The organism is Streptomyces sp. NPDC002754, assembly GCF_053592315.1.
Genome location: NZ_JBSFVM010000007.1, coordinates 176,880 through 202,100, shown reverse-complemented (window position 1 = coordinate 202,100; position 25,221 = coordinate 176,880). Strand labels below are relative to the sequence as shown.

General features: G+C 71.3%; 24 protein-coding genes and 1 pseudogene. 13 read left to right on the top strand and 12 right to left on the bottom strand.

Annotated features, from left to right (window positions below; translation table 11 throughout):
• Positions 1–218 precede the first annotated feature (218 nt).
• Both ACWD2L_RS18065 and ACWD2L_RS18060 read left to right on the top strand, forming a co-directional pair.
• A complete protein-coding gene (locus tag ACWD2L_RS18065) occupies positions 219–572 on the top strand; it encodes a hypothetical protein (RefSeq protein ID WP_351331555.1) in 354 nt (117 codons plus the stop codon).
• A gap of 67 nt (positions 573–639) precedes the next feature.
• Positions 640–2,169: a UDP-N-acetylglucosamine 1-carboxyvinyltransferase gene (locus ACWD2L_RS18060; protein ID WP_351331554.1), complete on the top strand. Its 1,530-nt coding sequence runs from the start codon at positions 640–642 to the stop codon at positions 2,167–2,169.
• A 145-nt stretch (positions 2,170–2,314) separates the two neighbouring features.
• Here the strand turns inward: ACWD2L_RS18060 and ACWD2L_RS18055 are convergent, their stop codons facing one another.
• The 3 genes from ACWD2L_RS18055 to ACWD2L_RS18045 are packed head-to-tail and all read right to left on the bottom strand — an operon-like array spanning position 2,315 to position 4,728.
• Positions 2,315–3,169 carry an alpha/beta fold hydrolase gene (locus ACWD2L_RS18055; RefSeq protein WP_351331553.1) on the bottom strand — a complete coding sequence of 285 codons (855 nt, stop codon included), beginning with the start codon at positions 3,167–3,169 and terminating at the stop codon, positions 2,315–2,317.
• A gap of 27 nt (positions 3,170–3,196) precedes the next feature.
• The gene (locus tag ACWD2L_RS18050; RefSeq protein ID WP_351331552.1) at positions 3,197–3,601 is read right to left on the bottom strand and encodes a RidA family protein; all 405 of its coding nucleotides are present in this window, start codon (positions 3,599–3,601) and stop codon (positions 3,197–3,199) included.
• Positions 3,598–4,728 (bottom strand): acyl-CoA dehydrogenase family protein, encoded by a 1,131-nt coding sequence (locus ACWD2L_RS18045; protein ID WP_351331551.1) that lies wholly within the window; start codon positions 4,726–4,728, stop codon positions 3,598–3,600. Before ACWD2L_RS18045 ends, ACWD2L_RS18050 begins: the two co-directional genes overlap by 4 nt.
• A gap of 150 nt (positions 4,729–4,878) precedes the next feature.
• Here ACWD2L_RS18045 and ACWD2L_RS18040 point away from each other — a divergent pair, with 150 nt between their 5' ends.
• From ACWD2L_RS18040 to ACWD2L_RS18005, 8 genes are read left to right on the top strand one after another with little or no spacing between them, the layout of a single operon-like run.
• Entirely contained in the window at positions 4,879–6,519 is a 1,641-nt protein-coding gene (locus tag ACWD2L_RS18040; RefSeq protein WP_351331550.1) for an AMP-binding protein, read from the top strand.
• A 4-nt stretch (positions 6,520–6,523) separates the two neighbouring features.
• A complete protein-coding gene (locus ACWD2L_RS18035; RefSeq protein WP_351331549.1) occupies positions 6,524–7,342 on the top strand; it encodes a PaaX family transcriptional regulator in 819 nt (272 codons plus the stop codon).
• A 58-nt stretch (positions 7,343–7,400) separates the two neighbouring features.
• Positions 7,401–8,282 (top strand): sulfotransferase family protein, encoded by an 882-nt coding sequence (locus ACWD2L_RS18030; RefSeq protein WP_351331548.1) that lies wholly within the window; start codon positions 7,401–7,403, stop codon positions 8,280–8,282.
• Positions 8,279–8,716, top strand: a complete 438-nt coding sequence (locus tag ACWD2L_RS18025; protein WP_351331547.1) for a hypothetical protein — start codon at positions 8,279–8,281, stop codon at positions 8,714–8,716. The genes ACWD2L_RS18030 and ACWD2L_RS18025 overlap by 4 nt, the downstream gene beginning before the upstream one ends.
• Positions 8,713–9,972, top strand: a complete 1,260-nt coding sequence (locus ACWD2L_RS18020; RefSeq protein WP_351331546.1) for a glycosyltransferase family 4 protein — start codon at positions 8,713–8,715, stop codon at positions 9,970–9,972. The genes ACWD2L_RS18025 and ACWD2L_RS18020 overlap by 4 nt, the downstream gene beginning before the upstream one ends.
• Complete coding sequence (gene cysC / locus ACWD2L_RS18015) at positions 9,969–10,526, top strand: adenylyl-sulfate kinase (RefSeq protein WP_351331545.1); 558 nt, start codon at positions 9,969–9,971, stop codon at positions 10,524–10,526. Before ACWD2L_RS18020 ends, cysC begins: the two co-directional genes overlap by 4 nt.
• The gene (gene cysD / locus ACWD2L_RS18010; RefSeq protein WP_351331544.1) at positions 10,523–11,431 is read left to right on the top strand and encodes a sulfate adenylyltransferase subunit CysD; all 909 of its coding nucleotides are present in this window, start codon (positions 10,523–10,525) and stop codon (positions 11,429–11,431) included. The genes cysC and cysD overlap by 4 nt, the downstream gene beginning before the upstream one ends.
• Before the next feature lie 26 nt (positions 11,432–11,457).
• Positions 11,458–12,678 (top strand): sulfate adenylyltransferase subunit 1, encoded by a 1,221-nt coding sequence (locus tag ACWD2L_RS18005; RefSeq protein ID WP_351331543.1) that lies wholly within the window; start codon positions 11,458–11,460, stop codon positions 12,676–12,678.
• Between the two features lie 831 nt (positions 12,679–13,509).
• On the opposite strand, the gene ACWD2L_RS18000 is transcribed toward ACWD2L_RS18005, so the two are convergent.
• Together ACWD2L_RS18000 and ACWD2L_RS17995 are read right to left on the bottom strand one after the other, a co-directional pair.
• Positions 13,510–15,798, bottom strand: coding sequence for a bifunctional salicylyl-CoA 5-hydroxylase/oxidoreductase (locus ACWD2L_RS18000; RefSeq protein ID WP_351331542.1), 2,289 nt, complete (start codon positions 15,796–15,798; stop codon positions 13,510–13,512).
• Positions 15,799–15,805: 7 nt separating this feature from the next.
• Positions 15,806–16,636, bottom strand: a complete 831-nt coding sequence (locus tag ACWD2L_RS17995) for an enoyl-CoA hydratase family protein (protein WP_351331541.1) — start codon at positions 16,634–16,636, stop codon at positions 15,806–15,808.
• 254 nt (positions 16,637–16,890) lie between these two features.
• Here ACWD2L_RS17995 and ACWD2L_RS17990 point away from each other — a divergent pair, with 254 nt between their 5' ends.
• Complete coding sequence (locus ACWD2L_RS17990) at positions 16,891–17,349, top strand: ATP-binding protein (protein WP_351331540.1); 459 nt, start codon at positions 16,891–16,893, stop codon at positions 17,347–17,349.
• Positions 17,350–17,358: 9 nt separating this feature from the next.
• Here the strand turns inward: ACWD2L_RS17990 and ACWD2L_RS17985 are convergent.
• The 3 genes and pseudogenes from ACWD2L_RS17985 to ACWD2L_RS17975 all read right to left on the bottom strand — a co-directional run.
• Positions 17,359–18,099, bottom strand: a pseudogene (locus ACWD2L_RS17985) (APC family permease); the annotation flags it as partial.
• Between the two features lie 119 nt (positions 18,100–18,218).
• Entirely contained in the window at positions 18,219–19,214 is a 996-nt protein-coding gene (gene argF, locus ACWD2L_RS17980) for an ornithine carbamoyltransferase (RefSeq protein WP_351331539.1), read from the bottom strand.
• Positions 19,215–19,334: 120 nt separating this feature from the next.
• Complete coding sequence (locus ACWD2L_RS17975) at positions 19,335–20,576, bottom strand: arginine deiminase (RefSeq protein WP_351331538.1); 1,242 nt, start codon at positions 20,574–20,576, stop codon at positions 19,335–19,337.
• Positions 20,577–20,756: 180 nt separating this feature from the next.
• Here ACWD2L_RS17975 and ACWD2L_RS17970 point away from each other — a divergent pair, with 180 nt between their 5' ends.
• Together ACWD2L_RS17970 and ACWD2L_RS17965 are read left to right on the top strand one after the other, a co-directional pair.
• On the top strand, positions 20,757–21,680 hold the full coding sequence (locus ACWD2L_RS17970) for an LLM class F420-dependent oxidoreductase (protein WP_351334266.1): 924 nt from the start codon (positions 20,757–20,759) through the stop codon (positions 21,678–21,680).
• Between the two features lie 216 nt (positions 21,681–21,896).
• Entirely contained in the window at positions 21,897–22,085 is a 189-nt protein-coding gene (locus ACWD2L_RS17965; RefSeq protein WP_351334264.1) for a hypothetical protein, read from the top strand.
• Positions 22,086–22,124: 39 nt separating this feature from the next.
• Here the strand turns inward: ACWD2L_RS17965 and ACWD2L_RS17960 are convergent, their stop codons facing one another.
• The 4 genes from ACWD2L_RS17960 to ACWD2L_RS17945 all read right to left on the bottom strand — a co-directional run bounded on the left by ACWD2L_RS17960 (position 22,125) and on the right by ACWD2L_RS17945 (position 24,896).
• On the bottom strand, positions 22,125–22,628 hold the full coding sequence (locus tag ACWD2L_RS17960; protein WP_351334262.1) for a DUF6099 family protein: 504 nt from the start codon (positions 22,626–22,628) through the stop codon (positions 22,125–22,127).
• Positions 22,629–22,822: 194 nt separating this feature from the next.
• Positions 22,823–23,188, bottom strand: a complete 366-nt coding sequence (locus ACWD2L_RS17955) for a nucleotide pyrophosphohydrolase (protein WP_351334259.1) — start codon at positions 23,186–23,188, stop codon at positions 22,823–22,825.
• A complete protein-coding gene (locus ACWD2L_RS17950; protein WP_351334257.1) occupies positions 23,185–24,351 on the bottom strand; it encodes an AAA family ATPase in 1,167 nt (388 codons plus the stop codon). The genes ACWD2L_RS17955 and ACWD2L_RS17950 overlap by 4 nt, the downstream gene beginning before the upstream one ends.
• A 164-nt stretch (positions 24,352–24,515) precedes the next feature.
• Complete coding sequence (locus ACWD2L_RS17945) at positions 24,516–24,896, bottom strand: cell division protein SepF (RefSeq protein WP_351334254.1); 381 nt, start codon at positions 24,894–24,896, stop codon at positions 24,516–24,518.
• Between the last annotated feature and the right edge of the window lie 325 nt (positions 24,897–25,221).

The following is a 25,221-nucleotide window of genomic DNA, read 5'->3' as shown; positions in this document are numbered from 1 at the left end:
TAGGTAGCCCTTACCATCCGACCTTCGACTCCGTGCGGCCACGGTGCGCCTCGGTAGATATCTCGATGTCGAGATAACTCTAATACATCACCCGGCGATGCCATCAAGCGGTGCCGCCGAGCCCACGCCTGACCGCGTACCCGCGCGCGCTCCCTTCATCGTCGTACGGGTCGGGGCGGGGCACCAGCGCTAGGCTCGGCGGCGCGGGGGTGGGGCCAATGAACCTGTGGTGGACCGGAGTGCTTGCGGCGGCTCTGGCCGCGGGATTCGCCTTTCTGCTCTACCTCGCCGTCACGGGGCGGACAACGGAACCCTGGAACCAGGCACGGGCCGAGGCATACGAGCGTCGCCGCTATCCGGTGGCGCTGCGGCGGGCCTCCGACATGGCCATCGCCGAGGCGCGGCGGCGGGCACGGGACGGGGAGCCCGCGATCGTGACCGTCGCGGATGTGCTGGAGCTGATGGAGGAGCACTTCGGGTTTCCGGACGCCACCAGGTACGAGGCGTCCGCCGCGCTGCGCGAGCGGTTCGCCGCGCGGGGATGTGACGTGGACTGTGTGACGGATGCGTGAGGCGTCGCGTCGGCCAGCCCCGAGTCCCTCCACATGCGGCATCTCATATCTGAGATAACCTGTCGCCATGGCAGACGACTACCTCGAACGTATCGGCAAGCTCATCCGCGACGCCCGGCAGCACCGGGGCTGGACGCAGTCGCAGCTTGCGGAGGCACTCAACACCAGCCAGAGTGCGGTGAACCGCATCGAGCGCGGGAACCAAAACATCAGCCTTGAGATGATCGCTCGAATTGGCGAAGCCCTCGACAGTGAAATCGTCTCCCTCGGGTACGCGGGACCGATGCACCTGCGCGTGGTCGGCGGACGCCGGCTGTCGGGTTCGATCGAAGTGAAGACGAGCAAGAACGCGTGTGTCGCGCTGCTGTGCGCCTCGCTGCTCAACAAGGGCCGCACCGTGCTCCGCCGGGTCGCCCGCATCGAGGAGGTGTACCGCCTTCTGGAGGTACTCGGCTCGATCGGCGTCCGCACCCGCTGGATCAACGACGGCGCGGACCTCGAGATCGTGCCGCCGGCCAAGCTCGACATGGACGCCATCGACGCCGACGCGGCCCGCCGCACCCGGTCGATCATCATGTTCCTCGGCCCGCTCCTGCACCGCATGGACCGCTTCAAGCTGCCCTACGCCGGCGGCTGCGACCTCGGCACCCGCACCATCCAGCCGCACATGATCGCGCTGCGCCGCTTCGGCCTCGACATCACGGCGACCGAGGGCCTCTACCACGCGGAGGTCCATCCGGGCACCGCGCCGGACCGCCCCATCGTGCTGACCGAGCGCGGCGACACCGTGACCGAGAACGCGCTGCTCGCCGCCGCCCGCGCCGACGGCACCACGGTCATCCGCAACGCCTCCTCCAACTACATGGTCCAGGACCTGTGCTTCTTCCTGGAGGCGCTGGGCGTCGAGGTCGAGGGCGTCGGCACGACCACGCTCACCGTGCACGGCGTGCCGCACATCGACGTCGACGTGGACTACTCGCCGTCCGAGGACCCGGTCGAGGCGATGAGCCTGCTGACCGCGGCCGTCGTCACGCAGTCCGAACTCACGGTCAAGCGCGTGCCGGTGGAGTTCCTGGAGATCGAGCTGGCGGTCCTGGAGGAGATGGGGCTCGACCACGACCGCTCCGCGGAGTACCCGGCCGACAACGGGCGGACGCGGCTCATCGACCTCACCGTCCGGCCGTCGAAGCTCGAAGCGCCCATCGACAAGATCCACCCGATGCCGTTCCCCGGCCTGAACATCGACAACGTGCCGTTCTTCGCGGCGATCGCGGCGTCGGCCCAGGGCAAGACCCTCATCCACGACTGGGTCTACGACAACCGGGCGATCTACCTCACGGACCTGAACCGGCTCGGCGGGCGCCTCCAACTCCTCGACCCGCACCGGGTGTTGGTCGAGGGGCCGACACGGTGGCGCGCCGCCGAGATGATGTGCCCGCCCGCGCTTCGGCCCGCCGTGGTCGTGCTGCTGGCGATGATGGCGGCGGAGGGCACGTCGGTGCTGCGCAACGTGTACGTGATCAACCGGGGGTACGAGGAGCTGGCGGAGCGGCTCAACTCCGTCGGCGCGCAGATCGAGACGTTCCGGGACATCTGAGCCCATCAAGCCCCTGGGGCACCGGCGTTGCGGCCGCGGGGCTCCGCCCCGGACCCCGCGCCTCAAACGCCGGCGGGGCTGGAAAAACCAATCGCCGGCGGGGCTTGAGCAGCGGGGGCCGGGGCAGAGCTCCGCGGCCCGGGCGCTACGTGGCCGCAATAAACTCCCGGATCGCCGCCGCCAGGGCGCGTGGCTGGTCCAGGGGGATCAGCGTGCCGCAGTCGTCCAGTTCGATCAGGCGGCCCTGCGGGAGCAGGTCTGCCAAGCGGCGGGCGTGGGCCAACGGCATCATGCGGTCCTGCTTGCCCCAGACCACCAGCGCGGGCCGGTCGTAGGCGCGGAGCGCGTCCGCCGCCTCCATCATTTCCGTCTTCACGCCGGAGCGGAGGTAGTGGAGGAGGAGTTGGCGCGCCGCCGGGTCCTTGCGCAGGGGCTCGATCCAGTCGTCGATCATCTCGTGCGGCACCGGTCGCTGCGACATCACCGCGTAACCCGTACCGGGCATGCGGCGCAGGGGCCGGACGGAGAGCGTGCGGACGAGGAGGGTGATGCCGCCGGGCACCCGGGACATGACGTCCAGGAGCTTGCCCGCCGGGCCCGGCGGATAGTTGTCGAAGGCCTCGCAGCCCGCGATGACCATGCGCCCCACCCGGTCGGGGCGCTCCGCGGCGAGCTGCTGGAGGCGCCCCGCGTCGTTCTCCACGAACACCGTGTCGTCGCCCAGCTTGAGCGCGTCGGCGAACTCGCCGATCAGCAACGCCACGGATTGCGGGGTGATTTGGGCACCAGGGCGCACGGGTGTGTGCTGACTCCCGTACGGAAGGTGGGGCACGATGCACCGCGCGGACGTGCCGAGTTCGTCGACGACGCGCCGCCACACCGTGCCGTTCTGGGCCAGCCCGTGGAGGAGGACGACGGTCGTGCCGTCGCCTCCCGAGTCCTCGTACGCGATCGGGCCCACGGAGAGGTCCACCACCGAGAGTTCCGTCTGCTGGGTCATGCGGTCGAGCCTAGGCGCCCGTGGGCTTCATGGCAGGACGGCGATCCCGTCGAGTTCCACCTTGGCCTCCTCGTCCCAGAGTCGGGTCACGCCGATCACGGCCATCGCCGGGTAGTCGCGGCCCGCCAACTCGCGCCAGATCCGGCCGAGTTCGCGGGCGTGCTCGCGGTATTCCGCGACGTCCGTGGCGTAGACCGTGACGCGCGTCAGGTGCTCCGGTGTGCCGCCGGACGCGCGCAGGGCGGTGAGCAGGTTCGTCAGGGCGCGGGTGAACTGGGCGGGGAGGGTGGCCCCGACCACCTTGCCGTCGGCGTCCAGGGACGTCTGGCCCGCGAGCATGACCAGTCGGCCGCCCGTCGCGACGACGGCGTGGGAGAAGCCGGTGGGCGGGGAGAGTTCGGGCGGGTTGACGCGCTCCACGTCGCTGCTCACGCCGATCCCTTCGTGTGGGCCTTGTACAACTCGCGGGCGATGATGGCCCGTTGGACCTCGGACGCGCCCTCGTAGATGCGGGGCGCCCGGACCTCGCGGTACAGGTGTTCCAGGACGTGGCCGCGGCGCAGCGCCCGCGCCCCGTGCAACTGCACGGCCGCGTCGACGACTTGCTGCGCCGCCTCCGTCGCGATGAGCTTCGCGGCGGCCGCGCGGCGCGGCACGTCCGGGGCGCCCTCGTCGTACGCGGACGCCGCCGCGTACACCATGAGGCGTGCGGACTCCACCCGTACCGACATGTCGGCGACCTGGTGGGCCACCGTCTGGAGTTCCTTCAGCGGGGCGCCGAACGCCTCCCGCTCCGCGGTGTGCGTGAGGGTCGCGTCGAGGGCCGCCTGCGCCATGCCGACGGCGAAGGCGCCGACGCTTGGACGGAAGAGGTTGAGGGTGTTCATCGCGACGCGGAACCCGGCGTCGACCTCGCCGAGCAGGTCGTCGCGGGTCACCGGGACGCCGTCGAAGGCAAGCGCGCCGATGGGGTGCGGGGAGATCATGTCGAGGTGCTCGCCGGTCAGGCCCGGACGGTCGGCGGGGACCGCGAAGGCCGTCACTCCGCGTGCGCCCGCGCCGGGGGTGGTGCGGGCGAAGACGGTGTAGACGTCGGCCTCGGGAGCGTTCGAGATCCAGCACTTCTCGCCGGTGAGCCGCCAGCCGTCGCCGTGGGGCGCGGCTTCCAGGGACAGCGCCGCCGCATCCGAGCCCGCCCCCGGCTCGCTCAGCGCGAACGCCGCCACGGCCCGGCCCGCGCCCACCTGCGGAATCCACCGCTCGCGCACCGCCGCGCTGCCGTACACGTGGATCGGGTGCGCCCCCAGCCCCTGCAACGCGAGCGCCGTCTCGGCCTCCGTGCTGACGCGGGCCAGGGACTCCCGGAGAAGGCAGAGGTCGAGCGCGCCGGATGTGAACAGGCGCTCAAGGAGACCGAGTTGGCCGAGCTCGGCGACGACAGGGCGGTTGACGCGGCCCGGCTCCCCCTTCTCTGCGAGCGGGGCGAGACGGTCGGCCGCGAGGGCCCGTAGCTCGCCACACCACGCGAGCTGCTCCGGTTCGAGCGAGAATGTCCCCATACGTGGTGCTCCTCTCACGACTGCCTACCGGCCTCACACAAGAACCGTATCGCGCCCCGTTGACTGTCGTCACCATCACGATACGCTCGATGCGCGCCGCCTCACCCGGCGACGGCATGCGAGCCACTCACCACGAGGGGGCGCCAGGCCATGACCCACCATCCGCCCAGCCCACTGCTTCCTTCTGGGCACGTCGACACCTTCGCGCGCGACCATCTGCCGGCCGCCGAGCTGTGGCCGGGCCTCACCTTCGAGCTGCCCGAGCTGCGCTACCCCCAGCGACTGAACTGCGGCTCCGAACTCCTCGACGCCACCGTGGAGCGGCACGGCGCGGACCGCCCCGCCTTCCACTCCCCCGGCCGAACCCCCTGGTCCTACGGGGAGTTGAAGGCGACGGTGGACCGAATCGCGCACGTGCTCACCGATGACCTGGGCGTCGTCCCCGGCAACCGGGTGTTGTTGCGCGGCCCCACCACCCGGTATCTCGCGGCGTGTTGGCTCGCCGTGATGAAGGCCGGGGCCGTCGCCGTGACCGTCCTCGCGCAGGCGCGGGCGAGCGAGCTGGCCACCGTGTGCGGGATCGCGCAGGTGGGGCACGCCCTGTGCGACGTCCGGTCGGTCGACGACCTGGCGAAGGCGGAGGTGCCGGGGCTGCGCATCACCACGTTCGGCGGGGACGGGGCCGACGACCTGCTGCACCGGGCGGCCGGGAAACCGGCGGCGTTCGAGGCCGCCGAGACCTCCGCCGACGACGTCGCGCTGATCGCCTTCACCTCCGGGACCACCGGGCGCCCCAAGGGGTGCATGCACTTCCACCGGGACGTGCTCGCGGTCGCGGACACCTTCGCGCGGCACGTACTGAAGGCAGGGCCCGACGACGTGTTCGCGGGGAGCCCGCCGCTGGGCTTCACGTTCGGGCTCGGCGGCCTCGTGATCTTTCCGCTGCGAGCGGGAGCTTCGGCGCTGCTGCTCGAACAGGCGGGCCCGCAGAAGCTGCTGCCCGCGATCGCCGAGCACCGGGTGTCGGTCGTGTTCACCGCGCCGACGGCGTACCGGGCGATGCTCGGCGCGCTCGCCGATGACCCCTCGCACGACATCTCCTCGCTGCGCCGCTGCGTGTCCGCGGGCGAGAATCTGCCCGCCGCGACCTGGCAGGCCTGGCAGGAGGCGACCGGGCTCCGGATCATCAACGGGATCGGTGCGACGGAACTGCTCCACATCTTCATCTCGGCGGCCGACGACGCGATCCGGCCCGGGACCACGGGCGTTCCCGTGCCCGGCTGGGAGGCCCGCATCGTCGACACCGAAGGCCGCCAACTCGCGGACGGGGAACCGGGGTTGCTTGCCGTGCGCGGCCCCGTCGGCTGCCGCTACCTCGCCGACGAGCGGCAGACCGTGTACGTACAGCACGGCTGGAACGTCACCGGGGACACGTACGTCCGCGAGGCCGACGGTTATTTCCGGTACGTGGCCCGCGCCGACGACATGATCATTTCCGCCGGGTACAACATCGCGGGCCCGGAGGTGGAGGACGCGCTGCTGCGCCACCCGGACGTGGCGGAGGCGGCGGTGGTCGGGCGCCCCGACGAGGAGCGCGGACAGGTCGCCGTCGCGTACGTGGTGCTGCGGCCGGGGGCGCGGCAGGACGGCGACGGCCTGCGCGAGTTCGTGAAGGCCGAACTCGTCCCCTACAAGTGTCCACGCGCGATCGAGTTCCTGGACGCGCTGCCGCGCACGGCCACGGGAAAGCTCCAGCGGTTCCGGCTCCGTGAGCCCTCGGCCGTAGAGTGATCGCGTGTCCGAGCAGCCCACGTCCCACACCCCCCGCTCCCTCATCGTCACCCTGTACGGCGCCTACGGCCGCGACCTGCCGGGGCCGCTGCCGGTCGCCGAGCTGATCCGGCTGCTCGGCGCGGTCGGCGTCGACGCCCCGTCCGTCCGCTCGGCGGTGTCCCGCCTGAAGCGGCGCGGCCTGCTGCTCCCGGCCCGCACCGCGAGCGGCGCCGCCGGCTACGCGCTCTCCGACGACGCCCGCCAGCTCCTCGACGACGGCGACCGCCGCATCTACGGAACGGGGAACGCGCGGGACGGCTGGGTGCTCGCCGTGTTCTCCGTCCCGGAGTCCGAGCGTGCCAAGCGGCACGTACTGCGCTCCACACTCACAGGGCTCGGCTTCGGCACGGCGGCGCCCGGCGTGTGGCTCGCGCCCCTCGGCGTCTACGAGGAGACCCGGCACACGTTGGAGCGCATCGGCTGCGCCGGGTACGTGGAGCTGTTCCGCGGCGAACACCTGGGCTTCGCGGCGACGGCCGACGCGGTGGCCGGCTGGTGGGACCTCGCCGCCCTCGCCAAGCTCCACGAGGCGTTCCTCGACGAGCACGAGCCGGTGCTGCGCGCCTGGCAGCCCCGCCCCGAAACCCCGCCGCGCGAGGCCTACCGCGACTACCTCCTGGCCCTCGACTCCTGGCGCCACCTCCCCTACGCGGACCCGAGCCTGCCGCCGGAACTGCTGCCGGAGGACTGGCCGGGGGTGCGCGCGGCGGAGGTGTTCCGGGCGCTGGACGAGCGGCTGCGGGCGGCGGGGGCGGAGTTCGCCCACGCACCGACGCACTAAGGCAACCCTCAGGTTCCTCCACAGATCCTCTCAGAATGCCCGCTTAGCGTCGGTTCTCATGAGTCTCATGCGCAACATGAACCGGGCGCTGACCGCCACCACCGGCCTCCAGGTGCGCCGCGCGTCCGCGAAGCCGGCCGAGCCCCTCGCCAAGAAGTCACCGGCGAAGCCGCCCGCCCCGGACTACCGATGTACCGACGACCCGGCGACCGACCGGCTGCTGCGGCGGCCCGTCTTCATCATGTCGCCGGTGCGCTCGGGTTCGACCCTGCTGCGGATGCTGCTCGACGCCCACCCGCGCCTGCACGCCCCGCACGAGCTGCACATCCGGCGCCTCGAGGTCGGCTACGGCAGCAAGCTGTCGCAGCGCGCCATGGACGCGCTCGACCTGGGGCGCGGCGACCTGGAGCACCTGCTGTGGGATCGCGTCCTGCACCGTGAACTCACCAGGTCCGGCAAGGACTTCATCGTCGAGAAGACCCCCAGCAACGCCTTCGCCTACCGGCGGATCCGCGACTGCTGGCCCGACGCCGGATTCGTGTTCCTGCTGCGGCATCCCGTCTCCATCGCCCAGTCCTGGCACGAGGGCGACCCCGAGAAGCGCACGTACGACGAGGCCTGCGCGGACGCCCTGCGTTACATGAAGGCCGTCGACAACGCGCGCAAGGGCATCACCGGCGGACACACCCTGCGCTACGAGGAGCTCACGGCCGATCCGGAGGGCAAGATGCGCGCCCTGTGCGCCTTCCTCGGGGTCGACTTCGAGCCCTCGATGCTGGAGTACGGCGCCCGCGACGAGACGCAGGTCCAGAAGGGACTCGGCGACTGGCGGGACAAGATCCGCAGCGGCAGCGTGCAGGCGGGCCGCGAGCTGCCGAAGGACGACGAGATCCCCGAGGTGCTGCGGCCCATCTGCAAGGCGTGGGGGTACCTGAAGTGAAGCCCCGGGCCGAGGTCGAGGAAGTGTGGCCGCGAGACGGGCGGATCGGGGTCGTCGGTCGGCTGGTCGGACTGAGCGATGGGGCCACCGACGGGTGGCGGCTGACGGTGACGCGACGCTCCAGCGGTGACCAAGTACTCGCGTACGACGCCGAGTTGGACGGTGCGCGGTTCAGCTGCGCGTGGGACGTGGCCGATCTCGCCGCGTACGACGACGGGTTCAGCGGCGCCGACCAGTGGGACCTGCATCTGACGGACGGCGCGTCGAGGCTGCGCGTCGGGCGGCGGCTCGACGACATCCGCGGCAAGAAGGCGATCTACGTCTATCCGCGGCAGGCGGTGCCGGGGGCGGGGTTCGGCGTACGGCCGTACTTCACCGTCGAGGACAACCTGTCGCTGGAGTGCCGCGCACTGTCGCCGGAGCGCCGCGCATGAGGAACACCCCAATCCGGTACCTGCTGCTGCACGCCTACGGGCGCGGCGGCACCATCCGCACCGTCTTCAACCAGGCCAACTCCCTTGCCGCCGCGGGCTGGGACGTCGAGATCGTCAGCGCCGTGCGGCGGCGCGAGGCCCTGCAGTTCCCGCTGGACGAGCGGGTGCCGGTGACGACGGTCGTCGATCTGCGGGAGGGGGCCGCCCCCGAGGCCACCGAGCCGGGGATCGGCGGCTGGTGGCACGCCCGCAGGCGCGACCGCCTCGCCGCGACGCCCGCGCGTGAGATCCCGCGCGGCGAGTTCGGCCACCGGTACTTCGACCGGCGCCTGGAACTGGCCCTCGGCGACTACCTGCGCTCGCTCACCGACGGCGTGCTCGTCACGACGCGCCCCGCCCTGAACTTCCTCGCCGCCGCGCACGCCACGAACGGCGTGGTGCGGGTGGCGCAGGAGCACATGAACCACGGCACGCACCGCCCCGACGTACAGCGCCGCATCCTCGAGACGTACGAGTGCTTCGCGGCCGTCGCCGTACTGACGGAGCGCGACCGCGGCGAGTACGCGCGGCTGCTGCCCGGCACGCGCGTCGTGCGGATCCCGAACGCCGTGCACTCCCTCGACCAGGTCCCGGCGAACCACGCCTCGAAGATCGCGGTCGCGGCCGGCAGGCTCTTCCCGCAGAAGGGCTTCGACCTGCTGATCCCCGCGTGGGCCAAGCTCGTCCAGGATTTCCCGGACTGGCAGCTGCGCATCTACGGCAGCGGCGAGAAGAAGGCGCAGCTGCGCGCCCTGATCGAGGAGCACCACCTCTACAACCACGTCCTGCTGATGGGACACAGCGACCAGCTGGACGACGAACTCGCCAAGTGCTCGCTGTACGTGCTGAGTTCCCGTTTCGAGGGACTGCCGATGGTGATGATCGAGGCGATGGCGCACGCCCTCCCCGTGGTCTCCTTCGACTGTCCCACGGGCCCCGCCGACGTACTCACGCACGGCGTGGACGGGCTGCTCGTGCCCGAGCAGGACCCCGACGCCCTCGCCGACGCCCTGGCCCGCCTCATGGGCGACCGCGAGCTGCGTACGGAGATGGGCACGGCGGCCGTGCTCACGGCGGCGGCCTACGGCCCCGACGCGGTTCACCCGCGCTGGGAGGCCCTCTTCACCGAACTGACCAAGACCCACGAGGTGCGGGCCGCCGACGGCTCCGACGGCACCGATGGCACCGACGGCACCGCGAAAGGACTTCACGCATGACGACGGCCACCACGGGCCGCCCGCAGGGAGCCACCATCTGGCTCACCGGGCTGCCCAGTTCCGGCAAGACGACCGTGGCGCGCGCCCTCGCCGGGCAGTTGCGCGCGGAGGGCCTGCGCGTCGAGGTCCTCGACGGCGACGAGATCCGCCGCTTCCTCTCGGCGGGCCTCGGTTTCAGCCGCGAGGACCGCAACACGAACGTGCAGCGCATCGGCCTCGTCGCCGAAGTCCTCGCCCGCAACGGGGTGTTCGCCGTCGTCCCCGTCATCGCGCCGTACGCGGACAGCCGGGAGGCCGTGCGCAAGCGGCACGCCTCCAGCGACACCCCGTACATCGAGGTGCACGTCGCGACGCCGGTCGAGGTGTGCAGCGAGCGCGACGTGAAGGGCCTGTACGCACGTCAGGCCGCCGGGCAGTTGAAGGGGCTCACCGGGGTCGACGACCCGTACGAGGCTCCGGTGGACCCGGATCTGGCGCTGGAGACGCAGCACCAGACACCGCAGGAGTCAGCGGGTTCGGTGCGGGCGGTCCTCGCGGCGAGGGGTCTGGTGTGAGCGACACGTCGTACGCACTGAGCCACCTGGACACCCTCGAATCCGAGGCCGTGCACATCTTCCGTGAGGTGGCGGGCGAGTTCGAGCGGCCGGTGATTCTGTTCTCCGGCGGCAAGGACTCGATCCTGATGCTGCATCTGGCGCTGAAGGCGTTCGCGCCCGCGCCGGTGCCGTTCCCGCTGCTGCACGTCGACACGGGGCACAACTTTCCCGAGGTCATCGCCTACCGGGACCGTGTGGTCGCCGCACATGGGCTGACACTCCATGTGGCGTCCGTACAGGACTACATCGACCGGGGTGTGCTCCGCGAACGCCCCGACGGGACGCGCAATCCGCTCCAGACGGTGCCGCTGACGGAGGCCATCCGGTACGAGCGCTTCGACGCCGTGTTCGGCGGCGGGCGCCGGGACGAGGAGAAGGCGCGGGCGAAGGAGCGGGTGTTCTCGCTGCGCGACGAGTTCTCGCAGTGGGACCCGCGCCGCCAGCGCCCCGAACTCTGGCAGCTCTACAACGGCCGGCACGCCCCCGGCGAGCACGTCCGCGTGTTCCCGCTGTCCAACTGGACCGAGCTGGACGTGTGGCAGTACATCGCCCGCGAACGCATCGAGCTGCCGGAGATCTACTTCGCCCACCGGCGCGAGGTCTTCGACCGGGGCGGCATGTGGCTGTCCGCCGGCGACTGGGGCGGCCCGAAGGACGGCGAGTCGGTCGAGAAGCGGCGGGTCCGCTATCGCACGGTCGGCGACATGTCCTGCACCGGCGCGGTCGACTCCGACGCCGAGACCCTGGACCAGGTCATCGCGGAGATCGCGGCCTCCCGGCTCACCGAACGGGGCGCCACGCGCGCCGACGACAAGTTGTCCGAGGCGGCCATGGAAGACCGCAAGCGCGAAGGATACTTCTAGAAATGCCTGGTTCTGTGTCTGTATCCATGTCTGGTGTTACTGAAGTGGGCACGTTGCGGCTGGCCACGGCCGGGTCGGTCGACGACGGCAAGTCCACGCTCGTGGGTCGCCTCCTGCACGACTCCAAGTCGGTGCTCGCCGACCAGTTGGAGTCGATCTCCCGTACCGGCACGCCCGATCTGGCGCTGCTCACGGACGGCCTGCGCGCCGAACGCGAGCAGGGCATCACGATCGACGTCGCGTACCGGTACTTCGCCACACCCCGGCGGCGGTTCATTCTCGCGGACACGCCGGGGCATGTGCAGTACACGCGGAACATGGTGACGGGCGCGTCCACAGCGGAGCTGACGATCGTCCTGGTCGACGCCAGGCACGGGGTCGTCGAGCAGACGCGCAGGCACGCCGCGATCGCCGCGATGCTGCGTGTCCCGCATGTGCTCCTCGCCGTGAACAAGATGGATCTCGTCGGGTACGAGGAGTCCGCTTTCGCGGCAATCGCGTCCGAATTCACCACGCACGCCGACGGGTTGGGAATCCCGACGGTCACCGCGATCCCAATCTCGGCGCTCGCGGGCGACAACGTGGTGGACCCTTCCGCGCGCATGGACTGGTACGGCGGCCCGACGGTCCTGGAACACCTGGAAACGGTCCCGACGACCGTCGCATCCCCTTCGGCCCCGACCCGCTTCCCGGTCCAGTGCGTCATCCGGCACGGCGAATCCCGTCACTACGCGGGCCAGTTGGCGTCGGGGACGCTCCGGGTCGGCTCCGCCGTGACGGTGCACCCGTCGGGCCGTACGTCGACGATCGCGGGCCTCGACGTTCTCGGCACGCCGGTGGACGAGGCCCATGCCGGGACCTCGCTCACGGTGCGGCTCTCCGATGAACTCGACGTCTCCCGCGGCGACTTGATCACACCGTCCGCCGACCGGGCGCCGACTGTGACGCGGGATGTGCGGGCGGCGGTGTGCCATGTGGCGGACCGGCCGTTGCGGGTGGGTCAGCGGGTCCTGGTGCGCCACACGACACGCACGGTCCAGGCCATCGTCAAATCCCTCGGGGACGCGGTCGAGTTGACGGCGAACGACCTGGGCCGGGTGGCCCTACGCACGGCCGAGCCACTGGCACTGGACGCCTATGCCGCGGTGCGACCAACGGGTTCCTTCCTCCTGGTCGACCCATCGGACGGGACGACGCTGACGGCGGGAATGGCGGGAACGGCGGGACCGCCCGAACCGACACCCTGACGCCACGGGGCGCCACGGGGCGCCACGGGGCGCCACGGGGCGCCACGGGGTTGGATCCCCGTCACCCTGACGCCACGGGGCTCCGCCCCGGACCCCGCGCCTCAATCGCCGGCGGGGCTTGAAATTCGCACCCGCTGCGGGGCCTTGATGGCACCCGCCCATCTCCCACCCACCCGCCCCCTCCGGGGGCGTCGGCCACACGGGGTACGGCCCCCGCATCCGGCCGACCGCCGCCGCCATGGGCAATCCACCACCGACACGACTCCCACCCCATTACGGCCGACCACCCCGCCCCCTTGAACAATCCACCACCGGCACGGCTCCCCACCCATCACGGCCGACCACCCCGCCGCCTTGAACAATCCACCACCGGCACGGCTCCCCACCCATCACGGCCGACCGCCCCGCCGCCTTGGGCAATCTGCCGCCTTGGGCGGCAGAGTGGGCAAGGCGGCACCCCGGTGCCGCGCGACCAGAACGGCAGGCGTCGCCCACGGCAAGGCCCGAACCCCGGTGCGGGCATCGGTCACCACGAGCGGCAGCCCCGGCACAGCCCCTGGGCCCGGACGGGCCGAAGCCCCCGGAGGGGGCGGGCGGGTGGGAGCTGAGCCGGCACCGGCGCACCCGGGGAAGGGCTGGTGCCGCGTAACCAATACCCGAGGCGCCACCCCGGCACCGCCGCAAAATCCCGGTGCCGCGCAACCGTCGCCAGACGCGCCACCCCGGCACCGCCGCAAAATCCCGGTGCCGCGCAACCGTCGCCAGACGCGCCACCCCGGCACCGCCGCAAAACCCCGGTGCCGCGCAGACAGGACGACGGCACCGACCCCGTCACCCGGGCAGCACCAACCTCGGCTTCGGCGCATCCAACCGCCCCGTCTGCGGCCGCCGGCTCCCCGCACCGTACTGCCGGGGCCACCCGACCCCCGGCCCCGCATACCCCTGCTCCGCGGCAGCGTGCAACGTCCAGTTCGGGTCGTACAGGTGCGGACGCGCCAGTGCACACAGGTCCGTACGGCCCGCCAGGACAAGGGAGTTGACGTCGTCCCAAGACGAGATCGCGCCGACGGCCACGACCGGGACCCCGGCCTCCGCCCGGATCCGATCCGCATACGGCACCTGGTAGGAGCGCCCGAACGCGGGCCGCTCGTCCGAGACCACCTGCCCCGTGGACACGTCGATCGCGTCGGCCCCATGCGCGGCGAAGGCGCGGGCGATCGCCACGGCCTCCTCCGCACTGGTGCCGCCCTCCGCCCAGTCCGTGGCGGAGATCCGCACCGTCATCGGCCGCTCGTCCGGCCACACCTCGCGTACGGCGTCGAAGACCTCCAGCGGGAACCGCAGCCGACCCTCCAGCGACCCGCCGTACGCGTCCGTGCGCCGGTTCGTCAGCGGGGACAGGAAACCGGACAGCAAGTAGCCGTGCGCGCAGTGGAGTTCGAGGAGGTCGAAGCCCGCGTCCGCCGCACGCCGCGCCGACTCCACGAACTGCGCGCGTACACCCACCAGTTCGGTCGCCGTCAGCGCGCGCGGCAACTGACTGTCCGGCCGATAGCGGAGCGCGGACGCCGCGACCAGCGGCCAGTTGTCGTCCGCGTCAGGGAGCGGCTCGTCCATGCCCTCCCACATCAACCGCGTGGAACCCTTGCGGCCCGAGTGCCCGAGCTGCACTCCGATCGCCGTACCGGGCGCCCGCGTGTGGACGAAGTCCACGATCCTGCGCCAGGACTCCGCCTGGTCATCCGCGTACAGCCCCGCACACCCCGGCGTAATGCGCCCCTCCGGGCTCACGCACACCATTTCCGTCATGACCAGACCGGCGCCGCCGAGAGCCCGCGCCCCCAGGTGCACGAGGTGGAAGTCGCCCGGTACCCCGTCCACCGCCGAGTACATGTCCATCGGTGACACCACGACCCGGTTGCGCAGCTCAAGGCCTCCGAGCCGGAACGGCGTGAACATCGGCGGCGTGCCCTCGGGACAGCCGAACTCCCGCTCCACCGACTCCGTGAACCCCGCGTCCCGAAGCCGCAGGTTCTCGTGCGTCACCCGGCGCGAGCGCGTCAGCAGGTTGAACGCGAACTGGCGCGGCGGCTGGTCCAGATAGCGGCCCAGCTCCTCGAACCACTGGAGGCTGGCCCGCGCCGCCCGCTGCGTCGACGCCACGACGGGCCTGCGCTCCTCCTCGTACGCGGCAAGCGCCGCGCCGGTCGTGGGCTGCTCGGTCAGGCACGCGGCGAGCGCGAGCGCGTCCTCGACGGCGAGCTTCGTACCGGAGCCGATGGAGAAGTGCGCGGTGTGCGCGGCGTCGCCGATGAGCACGCAATTGCCGTGCGACCAGCGGTCGTTGACGACCGTGCGGAAGGTGAGCCAAGAGGAATTATTGGTCTTCAGTGCGCGCCCTCCCAGCGCGTCCTTGAAGATCCGTACGCAGGCATCAATCGATTCGCGTACGTCCATGTCCGCGAAACCGGCCGCCCGCCACACCTCTTCGCGCATCTCGACGATGACCGTGGACCCGCTCTCGCTGAACGGGTATCCGTGCAGCTGCATCACGCCGTGCTCGGTCTCGGCGATGTCGAAGCGGAAGGCGTCGAACGCGAAGTCGGCGGCGAGCCAGATGTAGCGGTTGCGGTGCTCCTCGATGTGCGGCCCGAACGCGTCGGCGTACGTCTCGCGGGTCTTGCTGTGCACACCGTCGGCGGCGATCACCAGGTCGTGCATGTCCCGGAGTTCGGCGATCGGCGGCGCCTCCTCCTGGAAGCGCAGGTCCACGCCCAGTTCGCGGCAGCGGTCGTGCAGGATCTCCAGGAGCCTGCGGCGGCCAAGTGCCGCGAAACCGTGTCCAGTTGAGGTGTGGCGCTGTCCACGGTGCACGATGTCGATGTCGTCCCAGCGCACGAACTCGCCCTGGAGCGCCCGGTAGACCACCGGGTCGGCGTGCTCGATTCCACCAAGGGTTTCGTCGGACAGGACGACACCGAAGCCGAACGTGTCGTACGGGGCGTTCCGCTCCCAGACCGTGATCTCGCGGTCCGGGTCGAGGCGCTTGAGGAGGGCCGCGGCGTACAGGCCGCCGGGGCCGCCTCCGATGACGGCGATGCGCCGGGCGCGTACGGTCATCAGCCGGTCACCGCCCCTGCCACTTCGGCGGGCGCTTGTCGGTGAACGCCGCGTGGAACTCGGCGTAGTCCTCGCCGTGCATGAGCAGCGCCTGCGTGGCCGCGTCCATCTCGATGGCCCCGGCGAGCGGCATGTCCAGCTCGGCCGTCAGGAGCGCCTTCGTCTGCGCGTACGCGAGGGCGGGCCCTTCGGCGAGGCGCTGGGCGAGAGCGAGCGCGGCCTCGTCGGCCCTGCCCTCGTCGGTCAGCTCGCTGATCAGGCCGATGCGCTCGGCCTCGGGCGCGCGGACCGCGTCGCCGAGCATCAGCAGGCGGGTGGCGTGGCCGAGGCCGACGACGCGGGGCAGCAGATACGCCGCGCCCATGTCGCCGCCGGAGAGCCCGACCTTCGTGAACAGGAACGCGAAGCGGGCGCTCGGGTCGGCGACGCGGAAGTCGGAGGCGAGCGCGAGGACCGCGCCCGCCCCGGCCGCGACCCCGTGCACGGCGGCGATCACCGGGAACGGGGCCTCGCGCACGGCCCGGACCACCTGCCCGGTCATCCGGTTGAAGTCGAGGATCTGTGCGGTGTCCATGGAGAGCGTGGCGCCGATGATCTCGTCGACGTCGCCGCCCGAGCAGAAGCCGCGACCCTCGCCGGCGAGGACGAGGGCGCGCACGGACTTGGTCCGGGACAGCTCGGCGAGGAGGTCGCGCAGGTCGGCGTAGGCGCCGAAGGTGAGCGCGTTGAGTTTCTCGGGGCGGGCGAGCGTGACGGTGGCGACGCCGCTCTCGTCCACGGCGTACGTCAGGTGCTGCCAGGAGTCGGTACGGGGGGTGGAGCCGGTGAAGGGACTCATGCGTTGCCTCCGGCGAGGTCGCGGGCGTGCCGAGGAGGGGCGAGACCTGTCGACCGTATCACCGCATCGTGACTGCCGTCACGAGTGCGCGATAACGGAGAAAGGGTCGGACGTCCCGGCCCGCACCGACGAGAGCCTCTTTCGCCCCACGCCGTACCATTCATAAGGTTGAACGCAGGACAGTCCCCCTTGAGCCCGTTCCTCCGAGCCCGTCCCCGAGCCGCATACGCGCCCTCCGCCCCCAGGATTCCGCCGTGACTCCCTTCCCCGGTCCACCTACGCCCACGTCGTGGCGCATCGCCCTGCCGCACACAGTCGCGGCCGTGCCCGTCGCGCGTGCCCTCGTGCGGACCGCGCTGTCGGAGATCGACTCACCGGCCGCCGACGCGGACACGGCGGAGCTGCTGACGGCGGAACTGGTGGCGAACGCGGTGGAGCACACGACGGGGGACACACCGATCGAGCTGGTCGTGGAGCTGCTCGACTCCGGCTGTCAGGTCGAGGTGCACGACACGGACCCGGCGCCGCCCTCCGACCTCACCAATCCCGAGGACGACGGGCCGCCCGACCCCTGGCAGGAGCACGGCCGCGGCCTGCTCCTCATCCGCACGCTCAGCTCGTCGTGCGGGCACCGCCCCACCGATTCCGGCAAGGCGGTGTGGTTCACGCTTCCCCCTCTGGTGCCGGCACAGCGCCCGGCGTCCGAAGCGTAGGGCCGCCCCTCAACCGAGCCGCGAGTTGCGGCGGCCGTACAGCGCGTACACGAGCGCGCCCACGACGAGGAACACCGCGAACTGGCCCCACGTCGTCCACCCCGTGCCCCAGATCAGGTAGAGGCAGAAGCCGACGCCCAGGATCGGGCTGACCGGGTACAGCGGCACCCGGAACGAGCGCTTCAGACCGGGGTGCGAGGGGCGCAGCGCGATCACCGCGATGTTCACGGCGACCATGGTGGCGAGCGTGCCGATGGTGGTCAGGTTGACGACCGCGTCGAGCGAGGAGAACGCGGCCGGGACCGCGAAGACGGTCGCGACGATCCACGTGTTGGCGACCGGCGTGTGCGTCTTCGGGGAGACCCGCTCGAAGACCCGCGGGATCAGCCCGTCGCGGGACATCGACATCAGGATCCGGGTCTGCCCGTACATCACCGCGAGGACGACCGAGGCGATGGCGACGACCGCACCGAAGGCGATGACGCCGCCGCCGACGGTCGACCCGGTGACCTGGTCGACGACGAGGGAGAGCGCGGCCGGCTTGTCCCCGACGGCGCCCGCACCGAGCGCGCCGATGGCGGCGACGGCCACGGCGACGTAGAGCAGCGTGACGATGCCGATGCAGATCAGGATGGCGAGGGGGATGTTCCGCCGCGGGTTCTTGACCTCTTCGCCGGCCGTGGTGACCGCGTCGAAACCGATGTACGAGAAGAAGGCGAGCGAGCCACCGGAGGTGACGCCGGCCATGCCGTCCTTCGTGGGGCCGCGTGCCGGTGGGGCCGGAGAGGGTGTTCCGGCTCCACCAGTTTGAACGGTTGCTCAGTGAATGTGCGGTTTTGTCGCTGCGAAGGTGAATGTGCGGCTTGTCGCTACTGGCCGAGCGTGGCGACCATGACGGCCTTGATCGTGTGCATCCGGTTCTCCGCCTCGTCGAAGACGACGGAGTGCTCCGACTCGAAGACCTCGTCGGTGACCTCGAGGGACTCCAGGCCGTACTTGGCGTGTATCTCGCGGCCGACCTTGGTGCCCAGGTCGTGGAAGGCGGGGAGGCAGTGCAGGAACTTCACGTCCGCGTTCCCCGTCGCGCGCAGCACGTCCATCGTGACGGCGTACGGCGCGAGCGACTTGATCCGCTCGTCCCAGATCTCCTCGGGCTCGCCCATCGACACCCAGACATCGGTGAGGACGAAGTCCGCGCCCGCGACGCCTTCCTCGACGGACTCGGTGAGGGTGATGCGGGCACCGCTCGCGGCGGCCAGCTCACGGGCCTTGGCGACGACCTCCTCGGCCGGCCAGTAGGCCTTGGGCGCGACGATCCGGACGTCCATGCCGAGCAGGGCGCCGGTGACGAGGTAGGAGTTGCCCATGTTGAACCGGGCGTCGCCGAGGTAGGCGAAGGACATGTCGGTGAGCGGCTTGGCGCTGTGCTCGGTCATCGTGAGCACGTCGGCGAGCATCTGCGTGGGGTGCCAGTCGTCGGTCAGGCCGTTGTAGACCGGCACGCCCGCGTACTCGGCGAGCGTCTCGACGATGGACTGCTCGTCACCCCGGAACTCGATGGCGTCGAACATCCGGCCGAGCACACGCGCGGTGTCCTTGCTCGACTCCTTCTTGCCGATGTGCGAGCCGGCCGGGTCGATGTACGTCGTCGACGCGCCCTGGTCCGCGGCCGCGACCTCGAAGGAGCAGCGCGTACGCGTGGACGCCTTCTCGAAGATCAGCGCCACGTTCTTGCCCTTGAGGTGCTGCGGCTCGGCCCCTGCCTTTTTGGCCGCCTTCAGCTCCGCGGCCAGGTCGACGAGGCCTCGGAACTCCTCGGCGGTGAAGTCCAGCTCCTTGAGGAAGTGGCGGCCGGTGAGGTTCATACGGGGCTCCTGCGCGTGACTCGGGGACGGGATCGGGACAGTGGAAGTCTATACGATGTTCCACATTTCTATTCATGGGTACGTCTCTTCATGGGCACTTCTCTTCATGGGTCTGTCTGCTCAGCCGGTCACCGCGTCCCGCTCGACCGGGCAGCTCATGCAGCGCGGCCCGCCCCGGCCGCGGCCCAGCTCGCTCCCCGGGATCTCGATGACCTCGATGCCCTGCTTGCGCAGGAACGTGTTCGTCGTGGCGTTCCGCTCGTACGCGACGACGACGCCCGGCTCGACGGCGAGCACATTGCAGCCGTCGTCCCACTGCTCGCGCTCGGCGGCGTGCACGTCCTGTGTCGCGGTCAGGACCCGGATCTCGGGGAGTCCGAGCGCGGCGGCGATCGCCCGGTGCATGTGCTCGGGCGGATGGTCGGTGACCTTCAACTCCGCGCCGGACGTGCCCGGTTCGATGGTGTACGAGCGCAGCATGCCGAGCCCCGCGTACTGCGTGAACGTGTCGCCGTCGACCATCGTCATGACCGTGTCGAGGTGCATGAAGGCCCGCCGCTTCGGCATGTCGAGGGCGACGATGGTGCGCGCCGAGCCCGCCGCGAACAGCTTGTGCGCGAGCATCTCCACGGCCTGCGGCGTGGTCCGCTCGCTCATCCCGATGAGGACGGCGCCCCGCCCGATGACGAGGACGTCGCCGCCCTCGATGGTCGACGGATAGTCCGCCTGCCCCTCGGACCAGACGTGGAAGCCCCCGTCCTCCGCCGCGTCCCGGAACAGCGGATGGTGCCGGTAGATCGCCTCGAAGTGGACGGTCTCGCGCTGCCGGGCGGGCCACCGCATCGCGTTGATGGACACCCCGTCGTAGATCCAGGCCGAGGTGTCGCGCGTGAACAGGTGGTTGGGCAGCGGGCCGAGGAGGAAGTCGTCGAGCTCCATGACGTGGAAGCGCACGGAGGTCGGCTCCGGGTGCGCCGCCAGGAACTCGCGCTTCGTCATCCCGCCGATGAGCGCCTCGGCGAGTTCCGTGGACGGCAGCGTCTCGAAGGCCTCCCGCAGATGGCCCGCGGCCAGCGGGCCGTACTCCTTCTCGTCGAATACGCGGTCCAGGACGAGGCCGCGGGCGGCGTCGACGTCCAGGGCCTCGGTGAGCAGGTCGCCGAAGAGGTGCACGTTGACGCCCCGGTCGCGCAGCACGTCGGCGAAACCGTCGTGTTCCTGGCGGGCCCGGCGCACCCACAGCACGTCGTCGAAGAGCAGCTGGTCCTTATTGCTCGGCGTGAGCCGCTTCAGCTCGAGATCGGGCCGATGCAGAATCACTCGGCGCAGGCGGCCGGCCTCGGAGTCGACGTGGAATCCCATGCAGCCATCCTTACCCGCCGCACGGCGGTTGCGCCCCGGGGCTCCGCCCCAGCCCCCGCTGCTCAATCGCCGGTATTTCCAGCCCCGCCGGCGTTTGAGGCGCGGGGTCCGGGGCGGAGCCCCGGTCTTTCAGGCGCGGACTACGCAGGACACTCGCCCCATGACCCGCATGATGGACGCATGGATCTTCGCGTATTCACCGAACCGCAGCAGGGCGCCACCTACGAGACGCTGCTCCGCGTCGCCAAGGCCGCCGAGGACTTGAACTACGGGGCGTTCTTCCGGTCGGACCACTACCTCCACATGGGCCCCGTCGACGGCCTGCCGGGCCCCACGGACGCCTGGACGACACTCGCCGGGCTCGCCCGCGAAACCCGGCGGATCCGGCTCGGCACGCTGATGACGGCCGGTACCTTCCGGCTGCCCGGCGTGCTCGCCATCCAGGTCGCGCAGGTCGACCAGATGTCCGGCGGCCGCGTCGAACTGGGCCTCGGCTCCGGCTGGTACGAGGAGGAGCACTCCGCGTACGGCATCCCGTTCCCGAAGGAGAAGTTCGGGCGCCTCGAGGAGCAGCTCGCCATCGTGACGGGCCTGTGGGAGACGCCGGTCGGCCAGCGCTTCAACTACGACGGAACCTTCTACCAGTTGAAGGACTCCCCGGCCCTGCCCAAGCCCACCCAGCCGCGCGTCCCGATCCTCATCGGCGGCCACGGCGCCAAGAAGACCCCCGCGCTCGCCGCGAAGTTCGCCACCGAGTTCAACATCCCCTTCGCCTCGATCGCCGACACGGAGCAGCAGTTCAAGCGCGTGAAGGCCGCGGCCGGCGAGCACGGTCGCGCCCCGGACGCGCTGACCTACTCCAACGCCCTCCTCGCCTGCGTCGGCCGCACCGACGCCGAGGTCAAGCGCCGCGCCGACGCCATCGGCCGCGACGTCGACGAGCTCAAGGCCAACGGCCTCGCCGGCTCCCCCGCCGAGGTCGTCGAACGCCTCGCCGCTTACCAAGCCGTGGGTTCCCAGCGGATGTACCTCCAGATGCTCGACCTCGACGACCTGGACCAACTCGAACTGATCGCCTCGGAGGTGGCGCCGCAGCTGAGCTGAGGCGTACCGCGACGGATAGGTCTCCTGCTGCCACGGTCGGGTGAAATCGCGTCAACCCGGCGCGTGGTGGCGGGGGTGCGCAGTGACCCGGCCCCGGCCCTGATCGTTGACTCGGGCGGAGCCGGACCGCCCGGCACCCGCGCCGGCGGTCACTGCCGGGCGTCACGATTGCGTCAACTGCCTCCCCGTGCGGGAGGCAGGGCCGAGGAGGCCGCAATGTCCCAGGAAGCCGCGCCCGATGAGGCCGTGCACGACACGTCCGCGCCGGAGCAGGAAGGCGCACCCAAGGGTCTGCTGCAGCAGATGGAAGAGCTGATGGCCGCGCTCAACGCCGACCTGACGCAGCTCGACGCCGACCTCCAACAGCCGCCCAGGACTTCACCACCGGCCGCCGAGAACATCTGAACGACCACCCGCCGAAAAAACGCCAGACTCCCGCCGGGCTCAGGCCGCCGAGTCCGTGTCCGGCTCCGGCGTGGGCTCCCGGTCGGCGAGGGGAAGCGCGCGGCAGCCTTCCGGGAGCCGCCGCAGTATCTCGAGGATTCTGTCCCGCGACTCGTCCGCCGCGTCGATCGCCTCCATGCACTGCCAATAGGCGCCCTCCTCGAACGACGCGCTCGCCACCCCGACGAGCGCGATCCCCACGTCACCGAGCAGCACGCCGAGATCCATCAACGCCCGGTGCACATCGCCCAGTTCGGTCAGCTGCGCCGCCCGTATCCCGCCGGCCCCCACGATCGGTGTCGCCGCGCCTCCGCTGCCGCGCGCTCCCGCCTCGCTCAGCCCCACCGCCTCGCCTCGTAACTCCGGTGGCCCCTGCATCGCGAGGCGACTCCCGATCGCCTGCGCCAAGGCCTGTGCCTGCCACGCCTCCCTCATGATGTCCCGCGGGTCCTGGCTCTCCGCCAGGGCCCGTCGGCCGACCCCGATGAGCCGCACCGCATCCATCGCGTCCCCGTCCGTCTCCCGCCCGAACTCCTTCGTCCACTACTCAGAGTGAAGGCAGATGCGATAAAAAGCTAGGGGAAGCCAGAAATTTGTGGACACAACGTTCGATGTGGATAACTCAGTGACTCCGGAGAGTGACATTCGGTCCCCGTGGGGGGCAGTTGAGGGGCGGTTGACGGAGCCCGGCCCTCCGCCTACTCGGACCCGGTCCCCTCGCCCCGCACCGGGAACCGCCGCTCGTTGCGGTCGATCTTCGCCGACAGCGCGGCCAGTGCGTCGATGCCCAGCACCTCGCACAGTTGCAGCAGATACGCGAGGACATCGGCGACCTCGTCCTCGACACGGTGGGCCGAGTCCGGGTGCTCCATCACGCGGGCCGACTGCTCGGGGGTCAACCACTGGAAGATCTCGACCAGTTCGGACGCCTCGACGCTCAGCGCGGCCGCCAGGTTCTTCGGCGTATGGAAGGGCTGCCAGTCCCGGGCGACCGCGAACCGGGCCAGGCGCGCCTGCAGGGCCGCCACGTCGAGCGGGCGGGTTTCCTCACGTTCCTCGTTCATCGTCCCAGGTCTACCATCGCCGCCCCTTCCGCCCGCGCCCCCCGCTCCGCCTCGGAGCCCTCGCCCACCGCGGCGACGAGCCGGATGTGGCCGCGGGCGCACATCCGGGCGGCCAGCGCGGTGAGTTCGGCGCACTGGGCGCGGTCGAGGCCCCGGTCGAAGCCGTCCGCGAGGACGGTCAGGCTCTGGTACGCCTCCGGGACCTCGGCCGCCGCGTCGACGGCGAGCACACGGGGCCCGGTGAGCAGGACCAGCGCGAGCGCGAGGTACCTCAACTCGCCGTCCGCGAGCCGCTCGACGGGACTGGTCGCCCCGCCGCCGCGGTCCACGACGGCGCACACGGTCCCGTCGGACGCGGTCTCCGCGCGTACGTCGGCCACCGGTCCCACGAGACCCGCGCGGGCAGCGGAGACGAGCAGCGCGTGCCTCGTGCTGCACTCGGCTCCGGTGCGGCGCAGCACGGCGGCGAGGTTGTCGCAGCCGCCGTGCAGCCGGTCCGCCGCCGCGGGCGCCGGGGTGCGCATCCGCGTGGGGTCGGGGTCACAGGCGAAGGTGGAGCGCAGGCCGACGACGACCTGCTCGGCCGCGGCGAGCACCTGGCGCTGCCCTTCGGTGCGGCCCGCGACGCGCAGCGGGAGCATCGCCGTGCCGAGCAGGTCGTCGGGGAGCGGCCCGCGGGTCACGGGGACCGAGCCCGCGGTGTGCCAGGCGGCCTGGACGTCGCGGCGGCCGGGGTCGCGCAGGGCGGTCTGGAGGTACGTGATGCCGGGCCCCGTCAACCGTTCGCCGACGATCCGGAGTTCGGGTTCCGCCTGGACGGCCAGGTCGAGCCGTACGGGTCCCACCGGGCCGTCGACGGTGCAGCCGATGTGGAACCCGCGGCGGCGTTCGGCGTCGGGCCGTGCGCGTTCGGGAACGTAGGCGTGGGGGTCCGGGAAGACGTCCGCCAGGTGTGCCCCGCCGCCAAGCCCCGCGAGCGCCGCGAAGGCGCGCAGCACGCTGGTCTTGCCGCTGCCGCTGGGGCCCGCCACGGCGGTGAACGGTCCGAGCGGGACGGTCGTGCCGCGGTGGCGGGCGAAGGCGGCGAGCCTGAGCCGGGTGACGCGCGGGCGGTCAGGGGACGCGCTGGGGAGCGGGGGTGCGCCCCGCTGGAGCACGGTCATGGGTTGAACGTAGGTGGCCCGCGTGCGCAGAACCGTTTGCGTGCGAAGGGCTTCCTACGAAAGAGCGACTATGCCCGTCGGGCTTGCCCGCGCGTCCCCGCGGTCGACCGGCGTTACGGCCTCGGGGCTCCGCGCCTCAAACGCCGGCGGGGCTGATATTGCGCTTACGAGACCGCGCCCTGTACGAGCCCCTGGACCTCGGTGCCCGGAGGGGCCAGCAGGAAGACGTTGCGGTCGACGCGGTGCATGCCGCAGCCGAGGCCGAAGACGGCGCCGCTGCTGAAGTCCAGGACCCGCTTGGCCACTTCGGTCTCGGCGCCGGACAGGTCGAGCAGCACCGGGATGCCGGACATGACGGTCTCCGCGACCTCGCGCGCGTCGCCGAACACGTTGATACGCAGGACGACGAAGCGTCGGCGCGGTTCGGTGTCGGCCTCCGGCATCGCCCGATGGTCGACGGCTGACGGCCACTCGTTGCGGCTGCGCAGCGGCACGACCTGGGCGAGACCTTCCCACTGTTCGTCGGTGACGTCGTGGCTGTTCACTCAGGTTGTCCTCGTGGTGTCGGCGCCAGGGATGACAGCTGCCCTGTTCTTCCGGCCGGGGGTGCCGGGGCTGCCCCCGGCCGGATGCAGCCCCCACCCCGTTCGGGCTCGCACTGTTGTCTGCACCGCCCAATTCTTACGCCATGTAACCCATTCGGCCCAACACCGACACGGCCCCGCCCCCGTGCGCCCCGTCACACCCAGGGTCCTTCTGACGGGCCTTGCTGGAGTCGCGTGCCCTGGCACGCACATCTGCCGCGTTGTCGTCGGTTGCCAACGCTCCGCGTTGACGCCCCCCCTCCGCCTTGCAGCTGCACGCACCAGC

Bases quoted from the DNA above. Each gene is read 5' to 3' on its own strand.
- ACWD2L_RS18065 (WP_351331555.1), top strand. From the start codon at position 219: ATGAACCTGTGGTGGACCGGAGTGCTTGCGGCGGCTCTGGCCGCGGGA.
- ACWD2L_RS18060 (WP_351331554.1), top strand. From the start codon at position 640: ATGGCAGACGACTACCTCGAACGTATCGGCAAGCTCATCCGCGACGCC.
- ACWD2L_RS18055 (WP_351331553.1), bottom strand. From the start codon at position 3,169: ATGACCCAGCAGACGGAACTCTCGGTGGTGGACCTCTCCGTGGGCCCG.
- ACWD2L_RS18045 (WP_351331551.1), bottom strand. From the start codon at position 4,728: ATGGGGACATTCTCGCTCGAACCGGAGCAGCTCGCGTGGTGTGGCGAG.
- ACWD2L_RS18040 (WP_351331550.1), top strand. From the start codon at position 4,879: ATGACCCACCATCCGCCCAGCCCACTGCTTCCTTCTGGGCACGTCGAC.
- ACWD2L_RS18030 (WP_351331548.1), top strand. From the start codon at position 7,401: ATGAGTCTCATGCGCAACATGAACCGGGCGCTGACCGCCACCACCGGC.
- ACWD2L_RS18020 (WP_351331546.1), top strand. From the start codon at position 8,713: ATGAGGAACACCCCAATCCGGTACCTGCTGCTGCACGCCTACGGGCGC.
- cysC (WP_351331545.1), top strand. From the start codon at position 9,969: ATGACGACGGCCACCACGGGCCGCCCGCAGGGAGCCACCATCTGGCTC.
- ACWD2L_RS18005 (WP_351331543.1), top strand. From the start codon at position 11,458: ATGTCTGGTGTTACTGAAGTGGGCACGTTGCGGCTGGCCACGGCCGGG.
- ACWD2L_RS18000 (WP_351331542.1), bottom strand. From the start codon at position 15,798: ATGACCGTACGCGCCCGGCGCATCGCCGTCATCGGAGGCGGCCCCGGC.
- ACWD2L_RS17995 (WP_351331541.1), bottom strand. From the start codon at position 16,636: ATGAGTCCCTTCACCGGCTCCACCCCCCGTACCGACTCCTGGCAGCAC.
- argF (WP_351331539.1), bottom strand. From the start codon at position 19,214: ATGAACCTCACCGGCCGCCACTTCCTCAAGGAGCTGGACTTCACCGCC.
- ACWD2L_RS17975 (WP_351331538.1), bottom strand. From the start codon at position 20,576: ATGGGATTCCACGTCGACTCCGAGGCCGGCCGCCTGCGCCGAGTGATT.
- ACWD2L_RS17970 (WP_351334266.1), top strand. From the start codon at position 20,757: ATGGATCTTCGCGTATTCACCGAACCGCAGCAGGGCGCCACCTACGAG.
- ACWD2L_RS17965 (WP_351334264.1), top strand. From the start codon at position 21,897: ATGTCCCAGGAAGCCGCGCCCGATGAGGCCGTGCACGACACGTCCGCG.
- ACWD2L_RS17960 (WP_351334262.1), bottom strand. From the start codon at position 22,628: ATGGATGCGGTGCGGCTCATCGGGGTCGGCCGACGGGCCCTGGCGGAG.
- ACWD2L_RS17955 (WP_351334259.1), bottom strand. From the start codon at position 23,188: ATGAACGAGGAACGTGAGGAAACCCGCCCGCTCGACGTGGCGGCCCTG.
- ACWD2L_RS17950 (WP_351334257.1), bottom strand. From the start codon at position 24,351: ATGACCGTGCTCCAGCGGGGCGCACCCCCGCTCCCCAGCGCGTCCCCT.